The organism is Caballeronia sp. INML3B (assembly GCF_023631305.1).
In the GTDB taxonomy this organism is placed as follows: Bacteria; Pseudomonadota; Gammaproteobacteria; order Burkholderiales; family Burkholderiaceae; genus Caballeronia; species Caballeronia turbans.
Genome location: NZ_JALQDI010000021.1, coordinates 1 through 16,570 on the forward strand (window position 1 = coordinate 1; position 16,570 = coordinate 16,570).

Below are 16,570 nucleotides of genomic sequence, written 5' to 3' on the forward strand. Positions count from 1 at the left end.
CCACTGCTCCACTACCACCATATTTGCCTGACAGATAGTCTTCGACGACGGCTCGCTTAAATTGCGCGCTGTGCTTGCTCATAAAAAACACCCCAAGTCGTTGGACGGTTGTCCAACTTTTGGGGTGCAGTTCACTCGACGAGCGGGTTTTTTTACGCCCTCGCGTATGAATTCGCATGACCGTCGTGCGAATTTGCAGCATGCGGCTTCGCTACAATCGACGCGTTTCCCACGAGGACGACATCGGCGCGAGCGGCCTGTACCCCGGCCCTCGCACGCACGAATCACATAAAGGAGAAGAATCATGGAGATGCAAGGCAATGTCTTTCTGATTACCGGCGGCGCGTCGGGACTCGGCGCGGCAACGGCGCGGGTGATCGCGGCGCAAGGCGGCAAGGTCGTGCTCGCCGACATGAACGAAGCGGCGGGCGAAGCGCTCGCGAAAGAGCTGTCCGGCGCGTTCGTCAAATGCGACGTGAGCCAGGAAAGCGATGGTCAGCGCGCCGTCGATACCGCGTCGAGCCTCGGCACGTTGCGCGGTCTCGTGAACTGCGCGGGCATCGCGCCGGCGGCGAAGACGGTCGGTCGCGACGGTCCGCATGCGCTCGACCTGTTCTCGAAAGTCGTTGCGGTCAACCTCATCGGCACCTTCAACATGATCCGGCTCGCGGCCGCCGTGATGTCGAAGAACGAAACCAACGATGCGGGCGAGCGCGGCGTGATAGTGAACACGGCGTCGGTCGCGGCATATGACGGGCAGATCGGCCAGGCGGCCTATGCGGCGTCCAAGAGCGGCGTGGCGGGCATGACGCTGCCGATCGCGCGCGATCTGAGCAAGAGCGGCATCCGCGTGATGACGATCGCGCCGGGGCTGTTCGAAACGCCGATGCTGCTCGGCATGCCGAAGGAAGTGCAGGACGCGCTCGGCGCGATGGTGCCGTTCCCGCCGCGTCTCGGAAAGCCGGACGAATACGCCATGCTCGTCAAGCAGATCTTCGATAACCCGATGCTCAATGGCGAAGTGATCCGTCTCGACGGCGCGATCCGCATGCAGCCGAAATGACGCTTCGGATGTGAAAACGGCGGGCTTCTTTCGAAGTCCGCCGTCCGCGTTCAGTCGCCGTTGTGCTGCGTGCGCTGCCGCAGCTCATGCAGCTCGGTTTCGACGACCGTCGCGTCCTCGGCATCCGGGCGCATCTCGATGTAACGCTGCAAATCTTCGAGCGCCGGCCGCAGATAATCCAGACGCGCATACGCGAAGCCACGATCGCGTACTTCCTCGATGCTGTTCGGCAATGCGATCACGAGCCGCTGCTGAACCGCGAGCAGACGCTGCCAGCGTTCCGTCTGCAAGTAGACGCCCTTCAGATTCCGCAGCATGCGCGCGACGATCTCGCGCCGCGTCGCGGGTTGCAACAGCACGCGCAGCGCGCTGCCGATCGATTCGCCCACGCGCTGCACATACGGCTCCAGCATCTCGACCATCTGCGCTTCGGAAAGCGTCTGACCGGTAGTCGGATCGAGCATCAGATCGTGGCCCGGCGTGGCGACGCGCAGCAGGAAATGCCCCGGAAACGACACGCCGCGCACCGGCAATCCGAGTTGCTCGGCCATTTCCAGATAGACCACCGCGAGCGAAATCGGAATGCCGCGACGCCGGCGCAGCACCACGTTCAGATGGCTGTTGTCGGGATCGTAGTAATCGTTGAGATTGCTGGAAAAACCCAGCTCGCGAAAGAAGTATCGATTGAGCGCATCGACTTTCTGCTTGACGCTTGCGTCCTCGGGCATGCGGCGGCGGGCGCGCACGACGAGTTCGTCGATCTCCGCGAGCGCGGCCTGCATGTCGAGATCGGGATACGCGTCCTGCGCGAGCGACAAAGCCGCTTCCGTGAGCGGAAGGCTGTCGTCATCCGCCATCAGCGAAGAAAAGTAGTCGAGGATACGCGTTGTCGTCATCAAAGCGTGCGTCTCTTGAAATAGGCGTACTTGAAGCCCATCGCGGACAGAATACCGAAATATAGCGCGGCGAACACGACGAGACTCGCGCCGAGCAGCGCGATGCGCAGGAACGGCGTCGCGCGCATGCCGATCCAGTCGAAATTGATCGTCACCCAATGCATCGCGCCCGCAAGAATCAGGCACGCGCCGATCAGTTGCACGAAAAAGCGCAGCCAGCCCGGCGACGGCTGGTAGATCTTGCGGCGGCGCAGGCCCGCGAACAACAGGAGCGCGTTGGCGAGCGCACCGAGGCCGATCGAGAGCGTCAGACCCGCATGCGAAAAAATCGGCACGAAGATGTAGTTGCTCACCTGCGTCATGATCAGCACGAAGACCGCGATCTTCACCGGCGTCTTGATGTCCTGCTTCGCATAGAAACCCGGCGCGAGAATCTTGATGAGGATGAGCCCGATCAGCCCGATCCCGTACGCCGCCAGCGCGCGGCCGACCATCACGACGGAATGGCTGTCGAACTTGCCATAGTGAAAGAGCGTCGCGGTGAGCGGCTCGGCGAAGAAGAAGAGCGCGATCGCGCTCGGCGCGGCCAGCAGGAACGTGATGCGCAGGCCCCAGTCGAGCAGCGCGGAGTATTCGTCGTTGTCGGCGTCGACGTGCGCTTTCGAGAGGCTCGGCAGCAGGATCGTGCCCAGCGCCGCGCCCAGCAGCGCGGTGGGAAATTCCATCAGGCGGTCGGCGTAGTTGATCCACGACACGGCGCCCGCCCCGATGTTCGACGCGATATTCGTGTTAATGATGAGGCTCAACTGCCCGACCGACACCGCGAACATGGCCGGGACCATCTTCAGCAGCACCCGCTTGACGCCCGGATGGGCGAGCGCGCGCCTGAAGTTCAACCCGACGCGCGGCGTCATGTCGATCTTCTTCAGGCCGGGCAGTTGCACGAGCAATTGCAGAACGCCGCCGACGATCACCGCGTAGGCGAGCGCGTAGACCGGCACCTTCAAATGCGGCGCCACGAACACCGCCGCGAAAATAAACGCGACGTTCAAGAGCACGGGGGCGAACGCGGGTAGCGAAAACTGCTTGTACGTGTTGAGCACGCCGGAGGCGAGCGTCGTCATCGAAATGAGGACGATGTACGGAAACATGATGCGCGTCATCTCGACGGCAAGCGTGTATCCGATGCCTTCGTGCCGGAGCCCGGACGCAACCGCATAGACGACCCAGCTCGCGCCCGCCATGCCGGCCAGCGACAGCACGACGAGAAACCACGTGAGCACGGTCGACATCGCGTCGACGAGCGCCTTGGTCGGATCGTGGCCCTTGCTGTTCTTGAACTCGGCAAGGATCGGGACGAACGCCTGCGCGAACGCACCTTCCGCGGAGAGGCGCCTCAGCAGGTTGGGGATGCGGAACGCGACATAGAACGCGTCGGTATAGAGACTGGCGCCGAAAGCTCGGGCGATCAGCGTTTCGCGGATCAGGCCGGTCACGCGCGACAGCAGCGTGAAGCCGCTGACCGTCAGGAGGGCTCGGAATAGATTCATGGGGCGCTTATTATACGGGCCACGTGCGGCGCGCCCATCAGACTGCGCTTGCTGCTGGCGGCCAATGGCGAAGGATTGACCAATTGCATCAAATCGCCCGGCGGCGGCGCAATCCACGCCGCGCTTGTCACGTCTCATATTCCCTTGCTATAATTTCCGGTTTCGAAGCTCCAAAAATCTGTTGGATTGCGTAGCTTCGCGTCTTTTCCGGCCCTGGCCGGCGATGTTTTAGAGGTTCTCGGGCAATCGTTCCCGGGATTTCAGATCAAAAGGCAGCGCGCTCGAGTGCCCGCGTCAGGGCTTTTCAAGGCCTTCGTCGGCCGCGCGCGCCGGACAAGTAACAGCAGAAACAGGACAAGGAAACCGTCATGGCAAATTCCGCTCAAGCTCGCAAGCGCGCCCGTCAGGCCGCCAAAGCAAACTCGCACAACTCGGCGCTGCGCTCGAAGTTCCGCACGGCCATCAAGGCAGTTCGCAAGGCTATCGACGCCGGCGATCAGGCCAAGGCCGCCGAAGTGTTCAAGTCGTCGGTCAAGACGATGGACATCATCGCGGACAAGAAGATCGTCCACAAGAACAAGGCCGCTCGCCACAAGAGCCGCCTGGCTGCAGCCATCAAGGGCCTGCAGGCCCCCGCTGCCCAGTAATTCCGGCTCGCTTCTGGCGGGCGCTCTCCGGTCATCATGAGTTTTCGTTGACGGAGCGTTCGCCGAAGCAGCTTCCTGTTTCCGCTGCGCAGTAACGAAAAAGCCCGCTTCGGCGGGCTTTTTTGCGTCTGCTCATACTTCGATGTTTCAGGGCTGTTGCTGCTGAGTCTGCGTGCCGTGATGCGGCGGCAGCTCGCACGCCTCGGTCACGAGCAGGTCATTGTCCTTTGCGAAGTTCAGCACGAAGTCGAAGGCCATCGGCTCGATGTCGCGCAGGCGCGAATCGACGATCACGACCTTGATGTCGCCGATCATCGTCGGACGCACGTAGATGGAATATTGCAGACGGGCGTTGGGCCCTTTCGCCTTGGGGCCGAATCCCGACATCACACCGCACAGGCGCTCGGACCAGTCGCTCGGCCGAAACTTCCTCCCGTTCTTGGTGATGCCCTGTATGAAGTATTCGGTAGGAGATGTTTCAGCCATGTAGAAATACCTTTTGACGGCCGGTGACGCGCACCGGGACGCACATGCCTGACGCAGGGAACCGCAATGGCAGGCGCAGGAAGCGCGCCGGGCGGTTTCGCGCGAGTCGATTCCGTTGGAACCGTCCGCGCCCGCGGCAAGAATGGCGGACTCGACAGCACTGGGCCATCCACCGCGAAATCGAAACGCGCAAAGTTACGCCGACCGGATTCTTGGAACCCTTCGCCGCAGATGCGCGTGAAACGGTGCTGAATGTTGCAGAACTGTTGAAACGAGCGAGCGCAATTATACAGCAGCGACCTCTTTTCCGCAGCGCACACAGACATCGGGCGCGTCCATTAGGGGCACTACGAAGTCATGGGTACGGCTTGCGCGCTCGCCATCGTCCTTTTGCCCAGCCTCGTCAAACATCGCAAAATCCTTTATGCTCAAATGCGATACCACTCACGACGGCGGCGCCGTCCGGCCCTGACGCCTGTTGGCGAAGCGGCCGGTTCGAAGCCGCCGCTTGCGTTTCATGACCGCCAAAAAAATTCGCCACTATCTTCAGTTCAAGGATTTTTCGCTCGACGACTACGAGTACGTGCTCGAACGCGCGCGCATCCTGAAGCGCAAGTTCAAGAACTACGAGACCTATCATCCCCTGCACGACCGCACGCTCGCGATGATCTTCGAGAAGAGTTCGACGCGCACGCGTCTCTCCTTCGAAGCGGGCATTTTCCAGCTCGGCGGCCACGCTGTCTTCATGAACACGCGCGACACGCAACTCGGCCGCGGCGAGCCGATCGAGGATTCGGCGCAGGTCATCTCGCGCATGGTCGACATCATCATGATCCGCACGTTCGGCCAGGACATCATCCAGCGCTTCGCCGAAAGCTCGCGGGTGCCGGTCATCAACGGGCTGACGAACGAATATCACCCGTGTCAGGTGCTCGCTGACATCTTCACGTTTTACGAGCATCGCGGTCCGATTCACGGCAAGACTGTCGCGTGGGTCGGCGACGCGAACAACATGCTCTACACATGGATCGAGGCCGCGCACATCCTCGGCTTCAAGTTGCGTCTCGCGACGCCGCTGGGCTACAAGCTCGATCCCGCGCTCGTCGCCGAGGAAAGTAAGCCGTTTTACGAAGAGTTCGACGATCCGAACGAAGCGTGTGCGGGCGCCGATCTCGTCACGACGGACGTCTGGACGAGCATGGGCTTCGAAGCCGAGAACGACGCGCGCATGAAGGCGTTCGCCGACTATTGCGTCGATGCGGAAATGATGGCGCGTGCCAATCCCGACGCGCTCTTCATGCACTGCCTGCCCGCGCATCGCGGCGAGGAAGTGAGCGCGGAAGTGATCGACGGCCCGCAGAGCGTGGTCTGGGACGAGGCGGAGAACCGTCTTCACGTCCAGAAGGCGCTGATGGAGTATCTCCTGCTCGGCAAGCTCAATCACTGAGCGGATACCGGGCAAAATTGGCGCCATCGATGATGAGCCGCGACGCCCGAAATGACGGAAGCGCGGCTTTTTTGCTTTAAAAAAGCGTTTTTTCCGCGCACTTCGATCACACGCAGGAAAAGGTCAACGGCTGGGTGCGCTGGAAGCTCTACGAGGGCAGCGTGTCGGTCGTCTCGCGCGATTCGAAGGAAACGCTGTTCGACAAGACCATCGCCCCTGCGCATGCGCATCGCGGAAAACGCACGCCACAAGCGCAGCGCGTAATTCGCCGGTCGCTGAATGTGAAAAAACCGCCGCACTTTCGTCCGGCGGTTTTGTCTGCGCATCGGGAATCAAAGGCAGACCGGTTCCATCTCCAGATCGACGCCGAAGCGCGCGAGCACATCGCGCTTGATGGCTTCGGCGAGTTCCAGCACTTGCGCGCCCGTCGCGCCGCCGCGATTCACGAGAACGAGCGCCTGACGGTCATGCACCGCAGCCCCGCCGATGCCGCGCCCTTTCCAGCCGCATTGGTCGATCAGCCAGCCCGCCGCGAGTTTCACTTGTCCGTCCGCCTGGCTGTATGAAACGACGCCGGGTTCGCGCTGTTTCAGCGTCTCGAATGCCGTCGCGCTCACGACGGGATTCTTAAAGAAGCTGCCCGCATTGCCGAGCACGGTCCAATCGGGCAGCTTGGCGCGGCGCACGGCGACGACCGCATCGAAAATAGCCTTTGCATCCGGTTTCGCCGCGGCTTCGAGCGCGCGCGCGACATCGGCATAGTCGGCGCGCGGCGTCCACGCTTTCGGCAACCTGAATACCACCGACGTGATCATGAAGCGCCCGCGCCCTGCCCGCTTGAAGAAGCTGTCGCGATAACCGAAGGCGCACGCGGCGCGATCGAAGTCCGCACGTTCGCCGCTCGCGAGTTCGACCGCGCTGAGCCGCTCGAAGCGCTCGCCCATTTCGAGCCCGTAAGCGCCGATGTTCTGAATCGGCGCCGCGCCGACCGTGCCCGGAATCAACGCGAGGTTTTCGAGGCCCGGCATGCCGTGTGCCAGCGTCCAGGCGACGAACCCATGCCAGTTCTCGCCCGCGCCGGCTTCGACGAGCCACGCATCGTCGTCTTCGCCGATCAAGCGTTTCCCGGTGATGCCGACGATCAGCGCGACGCCGTCGAAATCGCGCGTCAGCACGATATTGCTGCCGCCGCCGAGCACGAGTTGCGGCATGTTCGCGATGCGAGGATCGGTGGCGAGCGCGACGGCCGCGTCGACGGAATCGATGTGCATCGCATGACGCGCGCGCGCATCGAAGCCGAACGTGTTGTGGACGAGCAGAGAGAAATCGGAGAGAAGCTGGAGCGACATGAGCGAGGCGCGTCGGTAGAATGACGACAGGTCCGTGATTATAGCGATTGCGCGAGCCGCGCTTCCGCAGCGCGCTCGCCTCAATGAAGGAGAAAGACAGATGCCATCGTTTGACGTCGTCAGCGAAGCAAACATGATCGAAGTAAAGAACGCGATCGAGCAGTCGAACAAGGAAATCTCGACGCGCTTCGACTTTAAAGGCTCGGATTCACGCGTCGAGCAAAAGGAGCGCGAACTCACGCTCTACGCCGACGACGATTTCAAGCTCGGCCAGGTGAAGGACGTTCTGCTGAACAAGCTCGCCAAGCGCGGCGTCGACGTGCGTTTTCTCGACTACGGCAAGCAGGAGAAAATCGGCGGCGACAAGCTGAAGCAAGTCGTCACGGTAAAGAAAGGCGTGTCGGGCGATCTGGCGAAAAAAATCGTCAAGATCGTGAAGGACAGCAAGATCAAGGTTCAGGCGAGCATTCAGGGCGATGCCGTGCGCGTGCAAGGCACGAAGCGCGACGACCTGCAGAGCGCCATCGCGCTGCTGAAGAAGGAAGTCACGGACGCGCCGCTCGACTTCAACAACTTCCGCGACTGATTCGTTGCCGCGTAAGAAGTGAAAAAGCCGTTCCGGTTCGCGCCGGAACGGCTTTTTGCTTATTCGGGCGCTTGCGCCGCTTCCTTCTTTTCACCGATGCGGCTTTCCTTCCCCGCCAGCAACTTCGAGACATTGGCGCGATGCCGCCAGATGAGCAGCAGGCTCATTGCGAGGACGGCGAGCGAGATGCGGCTCGGTCCGAACAGGAATACCTGAAAGAACGGCGCGAACACGGCCGCGACGAGCGCCGCCAGCGACGAATAGCGGAAGAAGAACGCGATGATCAGCCAGGTGAGCAGCGTCGCGATACCGAGCGCCGGATGGATCGCGAGCAGCACGCCGGCCGCCGTCGCGACGCCCTTGCCGCCCTGAAATCGGAAGAAAACCGGGTATAGATGCCCGAGGAAAACCGCGATGGCCGCGAGCGCCGTGGCCGTGTTGATGCCGGCGCTGTCCCAGCCGAAGCTCGCACCGAAGTTCGCGACGATCCACACGGGCAGCCAGCCCTTGAACGCGTCGCCGATCAACGTAAGGATCGCGGCCTTCTTGTTGCCGGTGCGCAGCACATTGGTCGCGCCGGGATTGCCCGAGCCGTACGAGCGAGGATCGGCCAGTCCCATCGCGTGACTCACGACGACGGCGAATGAAATCGAGCCGATCAAATAGGACACGACGGCGACGATCAGAAAAATCATGGTGTCTTTTCAGTTGTGGCGAGAGCGGAACGCATTCTAATCGACGCTCGCGCACTGCACGGGCTTTGCGTCGAGCAATTCGGTCAGAACGGACGGCTTCAGGCTCACGAGATAGCCGCGCCGCCCGCCGTTCAGGTAGATCCGGTCGAGCTCCAGAATGCTCGATTCGACGTACACCGGCATCGCTTTCTTCGTGCCGAACGGCGACGTGCCGCCCACGAGGAAACCCGAATGCCGGTTCGCCACTTCCGGCTTGCACGGCTCGATGCGCTTCGCGCCCGTTTGCCGCGCGAGGTTCTTCGTGGACACGGTGCGGTCGCCGTGCATGAGGACGATGAGCGGCTTCGCGTGCTCGTCCTCCATCACGAGCGTCTTGACGACGCGATGCTCGTCCACGCCCAGTTGCCGCGCGGATTCCTCCGTGCCGCCGTGCTCGACGTAATCGTAGGGATGCTCGCCGAACTCGACCTTGTGACGGCGCAGAAATTGGGTCGCAGGCGTTTCGGACACATGTTTGGCTTTCGACATGGACGCATTGTAGCGGCGTGTTTCCCGCCTCACCATTGGCCATTCGGCCGAGTGTTCAGCAGCGTGCCGCCGTGGCACGATCGTTCGACAATGAAGCGATTTATCCGCGCGGATGATGCTCGCGATGCAGCTTCTGCAAACGCTCGCGCGCGACGTGCGTGTAGATTTGCGTCGTCGAGATGTCCGAGTGGCCGAGCAGCAATTGCACGACGCGCAAATCCGCGCCGTGATTGAGCAGATGCGTCGCGAACGCGTGACGCAGCGTGTGCGGCGAGAGCGGCGCATGCACACCGCCCTTCAACGCATGGCGCTTGATGATGTTCCAGAACTGCTGACGCGTCATGCCTTCGCCGCGCGCGGTCACGAAAAGCGCATCGGCGGAACGCGCGCCGAGCAGCGCCGCACGCGCTTCGCGCAGATAGCGTTCGAGCCAGGCGTGCGCCGTCTCGCCGAACGGGATCAGGCGCTCCTTCGAGCCTTTGCCCATCACGCGCACGACACCTTCGTTCAAGCCGACCTCGACCGTTTTCAGCGTCACGAGTTCGGTCACGCGCAGACCGCTCGCGTACATCAGCTCGAGCATCGTGCGATCGCGCAGGCCGAGCGGAGTCTCGACGTCGGGCGCGCCGAGCAGCGCTTCGACTTGCGCCTCGTTGAGCGTCGAAGGAAAGCGCGGAGGCTGCTTGGCCGAACGGAGCTTCAGCGTCGGATCGGAGGACACGCGGTGCTCGCGCAGCGCCCACGCGTAGTAGCGTCGAAAGACGGACAGGCGCCGGTTCGCGGACGTCGCCTTGTCGCCGCGGCGCGCGGCCATGTAGCCGTTCATGTCGGCTTCGGTGACGGCATCGATCGATGCGCCGCGCGTCGTGCCGAGCCATTCGGCGAACAGCTTGAGATCGCGCCGGTACGCTTCGAGCGAGTTTTTCGCGAGCCCGTGTTCGAGCCAGAGCGCATCGCAAAAGAGATCGATCGCGCCCTGACTCGCGGTCAGTTCCGGTTTTTGTATTGCTTCGGTCGTTGCGCTCGTCATGCGATCCGTACACCTTCATGCGCCAGCAGCCAGCGCTTCACGTTGCGATAAAAACCGTCGCCGGGATGATGCGCGAAGCCGCCGATCCCGCCCGATGCCACTACCCGGTGGCACGGTATCACGATCGGCAGCGGATTGGAGCCGCACGCCTGCCCTACCGCGCGAGGCACGCTGCCGATCTCGCGCGCGAGCTGGCCGTAGGTCCAGACATGCCCGGCCGAGATGGCGCTGATGCCCTGCCACACACGCTGCTGAAACACGGTGCCGCGGATCGCGAGCGGCAGGTCGAAATGCATCGACGGCGTGTCGAAGTAGCGGCGGATCTGCGCGGCGGCTTCCTGGGCGAGCGGCGTTCGCGGCTCGATGATGTCGACATCGCCGGGCAGATACACGATCTCGCGCACCGACTGCGCATCGGCGCGAATGCCCACTTTGCCGAACGGCGCGTCGATCACGGCATCGAACGAAATGCTCGTCATGATTGCTCCAGTGCCCACCGAACGTGTTCGCGGACGAGTTCGGACGGATCGTCCTCACGCGCCTCCAATGCGTCGACGATTGCCTGGCGTTCGCCCGCATCCAGCCCGGACGCGCGCAACGCATTGCCCATCGCGACCGCGATGTTGCGCAGCCAGCGCTCATGCCCGATGCGCCGGATCGCGCTGCCCTGCATGCGCGTGTCGAAATCCGCGGCGCTCCATGCAAACAGTTCGACGAGCGTCGCGCGATCGAGCCCATGCCGCACGTCGAAATCCGCGACGGGCGCGGCCTGCGCGAACTTGTTCCACGGACACACGAGCTGGCAGTCGTCGCAGCCATAGACGCGATTGCCGATCAGCGGACGCATGTCTTCGGGGATGCTGCCGTGCAGTTCGATCGTCAGATACGAGATGCAGCGCCGCGCATCCACGCGATACGGCGCGACGATCGCGCCCGTCGGACATGCGCCGATGCAGCGCGTGCACTGCCCGCAATGCGCGCCCTCGCGCTCGGGATGCGGATCGACGGGCAACGGGACATCGACGAAGATCTCGCCGAGAAAGAAAAGCGAGCCGGCATCGCGATCGAGCAGCAGCGTATGCTTGCCGCGCCAGCCGTTGCCCGCCTGCTGCGCGAGCGCGACTTCCAGCACCGGCGCGGAATCCGTGAACGCGCGATGCCCGAACGGCCCGATTTCCTTCTCGATGCGCTCGGCCAGTTGCTGAAGGCGATTGCGCATGACCTTGTGATAGTCGCGGCCGCGCGCATAGATGGAGACCATCGCCTGCGATGGCTTCGCGAGCCTCGACCATTCGATCGCGCGCCAGTCGTTCTTCTGACCATCGGCTGTCGCGACACTTTCATCGCCGGTTTTCGCGAGCGTTTGCGCCGGCAGATAGGCCATGCGCACGGTGATGACGCGTCGCGTTCCGGCCACAAGCTCGGCCGGTCTTGCGCGTTTCATCCCATGTATGGCCATATAATTCATTTCGCCGTGATAGCCTGCTTCGAGCCAATCAGTGAGGCCTTTCTCGGCATCCGCCAGGTCGATATCGCTGATGCCGACCGCACCGAACCCCAGCTCGCGCCCCCACACCTTGATGCGTTGCGCGAGTTCCGCCAGCGCGTTTTCATCGATATCGAAAACGCGAGGCTCTGAAACAGATTCAGCGGCAGCGTCGCAGGACGCGGTCGTGACTTCAACGGAATGTTCCGGCAATCGGTTCATCACGACATTTTACGAGCAATGCCCGAAAGCCCCGCACGAACGACGCAAGACCTTCCTCCCGCGCTTCTCGAACGCCGCTTCGACCTGCGCGACGAAGCCGCGACGCTCGCTTTCGGAGAACGCTTCGCGCACGCCATCGACACCACGCGCCTCTTTGCATCGCGGACTTCGTCTGAACGATTCCACGGTCTGCAGGTCCAGTTGATCGGGGACCTGGGCGCGGGCAAGACCACGCTCGTGCGCGCCACACTGCGCGCGCTCGGCCACGCCGGCCGCGTGAAGAGCCCGACCTATACGCTCGTCGAACCGTACTCGCTCGTCATCGAAAGCGGCCCGCTCGACGTTTATCACTTCGATCTCTATCGCTTCGCCGATCCGGCCGAATGGGCCGATGCCGGCTTCCGCGAATATTTCGATGCGGGCGCGCTGTGCCTCGTCGAGTGGCCGCAACAGGCGGGCGGCCTGCTCGGTGTGCCGGACCTCGTGTTCCAGCTATCGCTGCCGGGCGAGCACGGCTCGCCGTGCAATTCGAACGAAGAAGAAGGCCGCGTGCTGACCGCGCGGGCGTTCAGCGAAACAGGAAAGTCATGTCTCGAAAGATGTTGATCAAGCCATTTCATTCGATCGAAGCTGCGGCCCACGCGCCGCACAACTGGCGCCGCCGCCAGGTGCTGCGCGCAGGCGCCTCGACGCTCGCGCTCGCGCTCGTCGGACCGAAGCTCGCGCACGCAAGCAGCGTGCTCGGCGTGCGTGTATGGCCCGCGCGCGATTACACCCGTGTGACGATCGAATCGGACCAGCCGCTCCAGAACGCCAACCAGCTCTTGCAGGGACCGGACCGGCTCGTCGTCGATCTCTCCGGCATCGACCTCGATCAGTCGCTGCGGGATCTCGTCTCAAAGATCACGCCGAACGATCCGCAGATTCAGGCAGTGCGCATCGGGCAGTATCAGCCGCATGTCGTGCGCATGGTGTTCGACCTGAAAGGATCGGTGAAGCCGCAGGTGTTCACCCTGGGTCCCATCGGCAGCTATAAATACCGGCTCGTGTTCGACCTGTATCCGGCCGTCGCGCCCGATCCATTAATGGAACTGCTCGCCCAGACCGAGCGCAAGCAGGAGGCGCTCGACCGCGCGAATCCCAATCCGTCCGCGCCGCCGCCCGCCACGCTCGCCGGCCCGGCCACGCCGCAGAAACCGACGACGCCCGATTCCACCGACGAGTTCTTCCAGAAGTACGCGCAGAACGATGCGCCGGCAGGAACCGCACCGTCCGCGCCGCTCGCGCCGCCCGCGCCGAAGCCCGCCGCCAAGCCGCGCGTTCCGTCGCCGCCGGTCATCGCCCAGAAGGACGACGACAACGATCAATACACTTTCTCGGCGCCCAAGCAGGGCACCGGCACGACGCGCCTGCTCACGGTCGCGATCGATCCGGGTCACGGCGGCGAGGACCCCGGCGCGATCGGCGGCCAGGGCACGTACGAGAAGCACATTGCGCTCGACATCGCGAAGAAGCTGCGCGCGAAGATCGACGCCCAGCCCAACATGCGCGCGATGATGACCCGCGACGCCGACTTCTTCGTGCCGCTCAACGTGCGCGTGCAGAAGGCGCAGCGCGTCTCTGCCGACCTGTTCGTGTCGATTCACGCGGATGCGTTCACCTCACCGGACGCCCGCGGCTCGTCCGTGTTCGCGTTGTCGGAGCATGGCGCGTCGAGCGCGGCCGCGCGCTGGATGGCGGCCAAGGAGAACTCGTCGGATCAGGTCGGCGGCATCAACGTGAAGTCGCAGGACGCGAGCGTCAACCGCGCGCTCTTCGACATGTCGACGACCGCGCAGATCCGCGACTCGATGCGCTATGGCAGCTTCGTGCTGAATGAGATCGGCGGCATCAACAAGTTGCACAAGGGCTCGGTCGAACAGGCCGGTTTCGCCGTGCTGAAGGCGCCGGACATTCCGTCGATCCTGGTCGAGACCGCGTTCATCAGCAACCCGGACGAGGAAACGCGCCTGAACGACGACGCCTATCGCGACAAGATGGCCAACGCGATCATGAAGGGCATCAAGCGCTACTTCGCGGCGAATCCGCCGCTCGCGAAGAGCCGCATGACGTAAGGCGCGTGCCCTGCTCCGTTCAGCGCGCCGGCAAGAGTCGCTGGACGAGCCGGGCGCCGAACACGTTCACCACCAGTCCCGCCATCACGAGCGCCGCGCCGACCACTTGCGCGGCGCTCAGCCCCTCGCCGAGAAACACCGCGGCCGACGCGAGCCCGATCACCGGAACGAGCAGCGAAAACGGCGCAACGCTTCCCGCCGGGTAGCGCGCGAGCAACTTCCCCCACAGGCTGTAACCGACGATCGTCGCGATGAACGCGAGGTAGAGAATCGCGAACACGGAAACGAGCGGGATGGACGCGAGACTCGCCTCGATACGCGCCGGCCCTTCGAAGATCAGCGAGAGCGCGAGGAACGGCAGCGGCGGAATCAGGCTGCCCCACACGACGAGCGATAGCAGATCGACCTTGCCCATGCGCTTCGTCGCGACATTGCCGAGCGCCCACATCGCGGAAGCGGCGAGCGTGAAGAGAAAACCGGCGAGAGTCATCGCCTGGCCACCGCGCATGCCGATCAGCGCGAGCCCCGCCGCCGCGATCACGAGTCCGGCGACGTTCGCCGCGCGGATGCGCTCGCCGAGAAACATCGACGCGAAAATGAGCGTGAAAAACGCCTGCGCCTGTAAGACGAGCGACGCGAGTCCCGCCGGCATCCCCACATACATGCCGTAGAAGAGCAGTGCGAATTGCCCGAGGGAAATGGTGAGGCTGTAGGCGAACAGCCAGCGCAGCGGTATTTGCGGGCGTTTTACGAAGACCACCGGCACGGCGGCGAGCGCGAAGCGCAGCGCGCCGAGCAGCATCGGCGGCACACCGTGCAAGCCAAGTTTGATGACGACGAAATTGACGCCCCACGCGACAATGACCACCGATGCGATCAGCAAATCCTTAGGCGACATCACCCTTCCCCCGTCTCATGTGCGTCGTTGGCGAGCCGTAAAGTGTAGCGGAGCGTGTGGCGGCAGGCTTGTCAAAAGCTGCGCGGCGCGACGAAGGACGCAAAAAAGCGCCCGCGCCGGGCAAACGGCGCGAGCGCTTTCCTCGGAGTGTCGGAACGGGTCCTTACTTGCTCTGCCCTGTTTCCGTCCCAGAGTCATTGCCGGTTTCCGCGGCGGGCGTTTTTTTGGTCGACGTATGCGCCGACTGCTTGTGCATCTTGTGCTTCTTATGTGTCGTGGGGGCCGCCGAATTGTCGGTGGCCGCGCCAGCGGTATCGTTGCCCATCGCCGCCGACGAATTGCCCGACGAAGTTTGCGCGAATGCACCTGTCGCGGCGGTGGCGGTGAGAAGACCCGTGGTAATGGCGATCAACAGTTTGTTCTTGCTCATGGCGAAGCTCCTATCGAGGTTGCGGAAGTTGCGTGAAGCCGCACGCGTACTGAAAAGCGCGGCGACGTAAAAAACGAGAGCCTCGGCGGCACGTCTGCGCCGCGCGGCATCGGCCGGTAGAATCGACTCAGACACGCGCCATTCCGGCGCGCGATCTTCCCATCGGAACCTGCCATGCCTTCGCCGATCCGCGCATTGCTCAAGCCCCACGAACACGACGTCGGCGGCCTCATGGTGCGGCGCGTCCTGCCCGCGCTCGCGGCGCGCACCGTCGGACCCTTCATTTTTTTCGACCACATCGGTCCCGCAACGCTCGTGCCCGGCAAGGGACTCGATGTGCGCCCGCATCCGCATATCGGACTGGCGACGGTCACGTATCTGTTCGACGGCGCGATCATGCATCGCGACAGCGTCGGTTCGGTTCAGAAGATCGTGCCCGGCGACGTGAACTGGATGACCGCGGGCCGCGGCATCGTCCATTCCGAACGCACGCCCGATGAAGAACGCGCCTCCGGCCAGACGATGCACGGCATCCAGACGTGGGTCGCGATGCCGGTGGCGAGCGAGGACATCGAGCCTGCCTTCGAGCATCACGCGGCGTCCGCGCTGCCGCAAATCGAGCGCGACGGCGTCACGCTGCGCGTGATCGCGGGCACGGCGTTCGGCGCAAAAGCGCCCACTCGCACGTTCTCGCCGACGCTCTATGTCGCCGCGCAGTTCGCGGCCGGCAGCGCGATCACGCTCGACACCGAGCACGAGGAACGCGGCGTCTATCTCGTGAGCGGCGATTTGTCGATCGACGCCGAATCGCTGCCCGAACAGCAGATGGCCGTGCTCACGCCGGGCGCGGATGTGAAGCTGCACAGCAGGAGCGGCGCGGTCGCGATGCTGCTCGGCGGCGCGCTGCTCGACGGCTCGCGCTTCATCGAATGGAACTTCGTGTCCAGCTCGCGCGAGAAGATCGACGCGGCCAAGCTCGCATGGAGCGAGCAGCGCATGGGCCACGTGCCCGGCGAGACCGAGTTCATTCCGCTGCCGCCACAGCGCCGGGAAAATCGCGCGCCCGAGGCATGAGGCCTGCGTGCGCGCTTGAGAGTCACGCGGATCGTCCCTAACTGATTGGGATAGACCGCAAGCATTAGG

At 63.4% G+C, this 16,570-nt stretch carries 19 protein-coding genes and 1 pseudogene; 8 read left to right on the forward strand and 12 right to left on the reverse strand.

Features of this window, described 5'->3' with window-relative positions; all coding sequences use genetic code 11:
* A partial coding sequence (locus tag NCS58_RS11840; RefSeq protein ID WP_250538494.1) for a hypothetical protein occupies positions 1-202 on the reverse strand: 202 nt, incomplete at its 3' end.
* 102 nt (positions 203-304) lie between these two features.
* On the opposite strand from NCS58_RS11840, the gene NCS58_RS11845 reads away from it, so the two are divergent.
* Positions 305-1,063, forward strand: a complete 759-nt coding sequence (locus tag NCS58_RS11845; RefSeq protein ID WP_061119389.1) for a 3-hydroxyacyl-CoA dehydrogenase — start codon at positions 305-307, stop codon at positions 1,061-1,063.
* 50 nt (positions 1,064-1,113) lie between these two features.
* Here NCS58_RS11845 and NCS58_RS11850 read toward each other — a convergent pair whose 3' ends face one another.
* A complete protein-coding gene (locus NCS58_RS11850) occupies positions 1,114-1,959 on the reverse strand; it encodes a SirB1 family protein (protein WP_061119390.1) in 846 nt (281 codons plus the stop codon).
* Positions 1,959-3,509, reverse strand: coding sequence for a murein biosynthesis integral membrane protein MurJ (gene murJ, locus NCS58_RS11855; protein ID WP_061119391.1), 1,551 nt, complete (start codon positions 3,507-3,509; stop codon positions 1,959-1,961). The genes NCS58_RS11850 and murJ overlap by 1 nt, the downstream gene beginning before the upstream one ends.
* A 368-nt stretch (positions 3,510-3,877) precedes the next feature.
* On the opposite strand from murJ, the gene rpsT reads away from it, so the two are divergent.
* The gene (gene rpsT / locus NCS58_RS11860) at positions 3,878-4,156 is read left to right on the forward strand and encodes a 30S ribosomal protein S20 (RefSeq protein ID WP_061119392.1); all 279 of its coding nucleotides are present in this window, start codon (positions 3,878-3,880) and stop codon (positions 4,154-4,156) included.
* Between the two features lie 147 nt (positions 4,157-4,303).
* Here rpsT and NCS58_RS11865 read toward each other — a convergent pair whose 3' ends face one another.
* Entirely contained in the window at positions 4,304-4,642 is a 339-nt protein-coding gene (locus NCS58_RS11865; protein WP_061119393.1) for a DUF3579 domain-containing protein, read from the reverse strand.
* Positions 4,643-5,159: 517 nt separating this feature from the next.
* Here NCS58_RS11865 and argF point away from each other — a divergent pair.
* Together argF and NCS58_RS11875 are read left to right on the forward strand one after the other, a co-directional pair.
* Entirely contained in the window at positions 5,160-6,089 is a 930-nt protein-coding gene (argF, locus tag NCS58_RS11870) for an ornithine carbamoyltransferase (protein ID WP_061119394.1), read from the forward strand.
* Between the two features lie 104 nt (positions 6,090-6,193).
* Positions 6,194-6,353: pseudogene (locus tag NCS58_RS11875) on the forward strand (argininosuccinate synthase); the annotation flags it as partial.
* Between the two features lie 68 nt (positions 6,354-6,421).
* Here the strand turns inward: NCS58_RS11875 and murB are convergent.
* Positions 6,422-7,438, reverse strand: a complete 1,017-nt coding sequence (murB, locus tag NCS58_RS11880; protein ID WP_250538495.1) for a UDP-N-acetylmuramate dehydrogenase — start codon at positions 7,436-7,438, stop codon at positions 6,422-6,424.
* Positions 7,439-7,538: 100 nt separating this feature from the next.
* Here murB and NCS58_RS11885 point away from each other — a divergent pair, with 100 nt between their 5' ends.
* On the forward strand, positions 7,539-8,024 hold the full coding sequence (locus tag NCS58_RS11885) for a YajQ family cyclic di-GMP-binding protein (protein ID WP_250538496.1): 486 nt from the start codon (positions 7,539-7,541) through the stop codon (positions 8,022-8,024).
* A 59-nt stretch (positions 8,025-8,083) separates the two neighbouring features.
* Here the strand turns inward: NCS58_RS11885 and plsY are convergent, their stop codons facing one another.
* The 5 genes from plsY to queG all read right to left on the reverse strand — a co-directional run bounded on the left by plsY (position 8,084) and on the right by queG (position 11,985).
* Complete coding sequence (gene plsY, locus NCS58_RS11890; RefSeq protein ID WP_250538497.1) at positions 8,084-8,719, reverse strand: glycerol-3-phosphate 1-O-acyltransferase PlsY; 636 nt, start codon at positions 8,717-8,719, stop codon at positions 8,084-8,086.
* Positions 8,720-8,755: 36 nt separating this feature from the next.
* Entirely contained in the window at positions 8,756-9,247 is a 492-nt protein-coding gene (ybaK, locus tag NCS58_RS11895) for a Cys-tRNA(Pro) deacylase (RefSeq protein ID WP_250490282.1), read from the reverse strand.
* A 100-nt stretch (positions 9,248-9,347) separates the two neighbouring features.
* Positions 9,348-10,277: a site-specific tyrosine recombinase XerD gene (gene xerD, locus NCS58_RS11900; protein ID WP_061119399.1), complete on the reverse strand. Its 930-nt coding sequence runs from the start codon at positions 10,275-10,277 to the stop codon at positions 9,348-9,350.
* Positions 10,274-10,756 carry a methylated-DNA--[protein]-cysteine S-methyltransferase gene (locus NCS58_RS11905; RefSeq protein WP_250538498.1) on the reverse strand — a complete coding sequence of 161 codons (483 nt, stop codon included), beginning with the start codon at positions 10,754-10,756 and terminating at the stop codon, positions 10,274-10,276. Before NCS58_RS11905 ends, xerD begins: the two co-directional genes overlap by 4 nt.
* Positions 10,753-11,985, reverse strand: a complete 1,233-nt coding sequence (queG, locus tag NCS58_RS11910; RefSeq protein WP_061119401.1) for a tRNA epoxyqueuosine(34) reductase QueG — start codon at positions 11,983-11,985, stop codon at positions 10,753-10,755. Before queG ends, NCS58_RS11905 begins: the two co-directional genes overlap by 4 nt.
* 18 nt (positions 11,986-12,003) lie before the next feature.
* On the opposite strand from queG, the gene tsaE reads away from it, so the two are divergent.
* Both tsaE and NCS58_RS11920 read left to right on the forward strand, forming a co-directional pair.
* Positions 12,004-12,591, forward strand: a complete 588-nt coding sequence (gene tsaE, locus NCS58_RS11915; RefSeq protein ID WP_061119402.1) for a tRNA (adenosine(37)-N6)-threonylcarbamoyltransferase complex ATPase subunit type 1 TsaE — start codon at positions 12,004-12,006, stop codon at positions 12,589-12,591.
* On the forward strand, positions 12,573-14,099 hold the full coding sequence (locus NCS58_RS11920; protein ID WP_061119403.1) for an N-acetylmuramoyl-L-alanine amidase: 1,527 nt from the start codon (positions 12,573-12,575) through the stop codon (positions 14,097-14,099). The genes tsaE and NCS58_RS11920 overlap by 19 nt, the downstream gene beginning before the upstream one ends.
* A 19-nt stretch (positions 14,100-14,118) precedes the next feature.
* Here the strand turns inward: NCS58_RS11920 and NCS58_RS11925 are convergent, their stop codons facing one another.
* A complete protein-coding gene (locus tag NCS58_RS11925) occupies positions 14,119-14,997 on the reverse strand; it encodes an EamA family transporter (RefSeq protein ID WP_061119437.1) in 879 nt (292 codons plus the stop codon).
* 163 nt (positions 14,998-15,160) lie between these two features.
* The gene (locus tag NCS58_RS11930; protein ID WP_250477044.1) at positions 15,161-15,562 is read right to left on the reverse strand and encodes a hypothetical protein; all 402 of its coding nucleotides are present in this window, start codon (positions 15,560-15,562) and stop codon (positions 15,161-15,163) included.
* A gap of 39 nt (positions 15,563-15,601) precedes the next feature.
* Here NCS58_RS11930 and NCS58_RS11935 point away from each other — a divergent pair, with 39 nt between their 5' ends.
* Complete coding sequence (locus tag NCS58_RS11935; RefSeq protein WP_250538499.1) at positions 15,602-16,501, forward strand: pirin family protein; 900 nt, start codon at positions 15,602-15,604, stop codon at positions 16,499-16,501.
* Positions 16,502-16,570 lie beyond the last annotated feature (69 nt).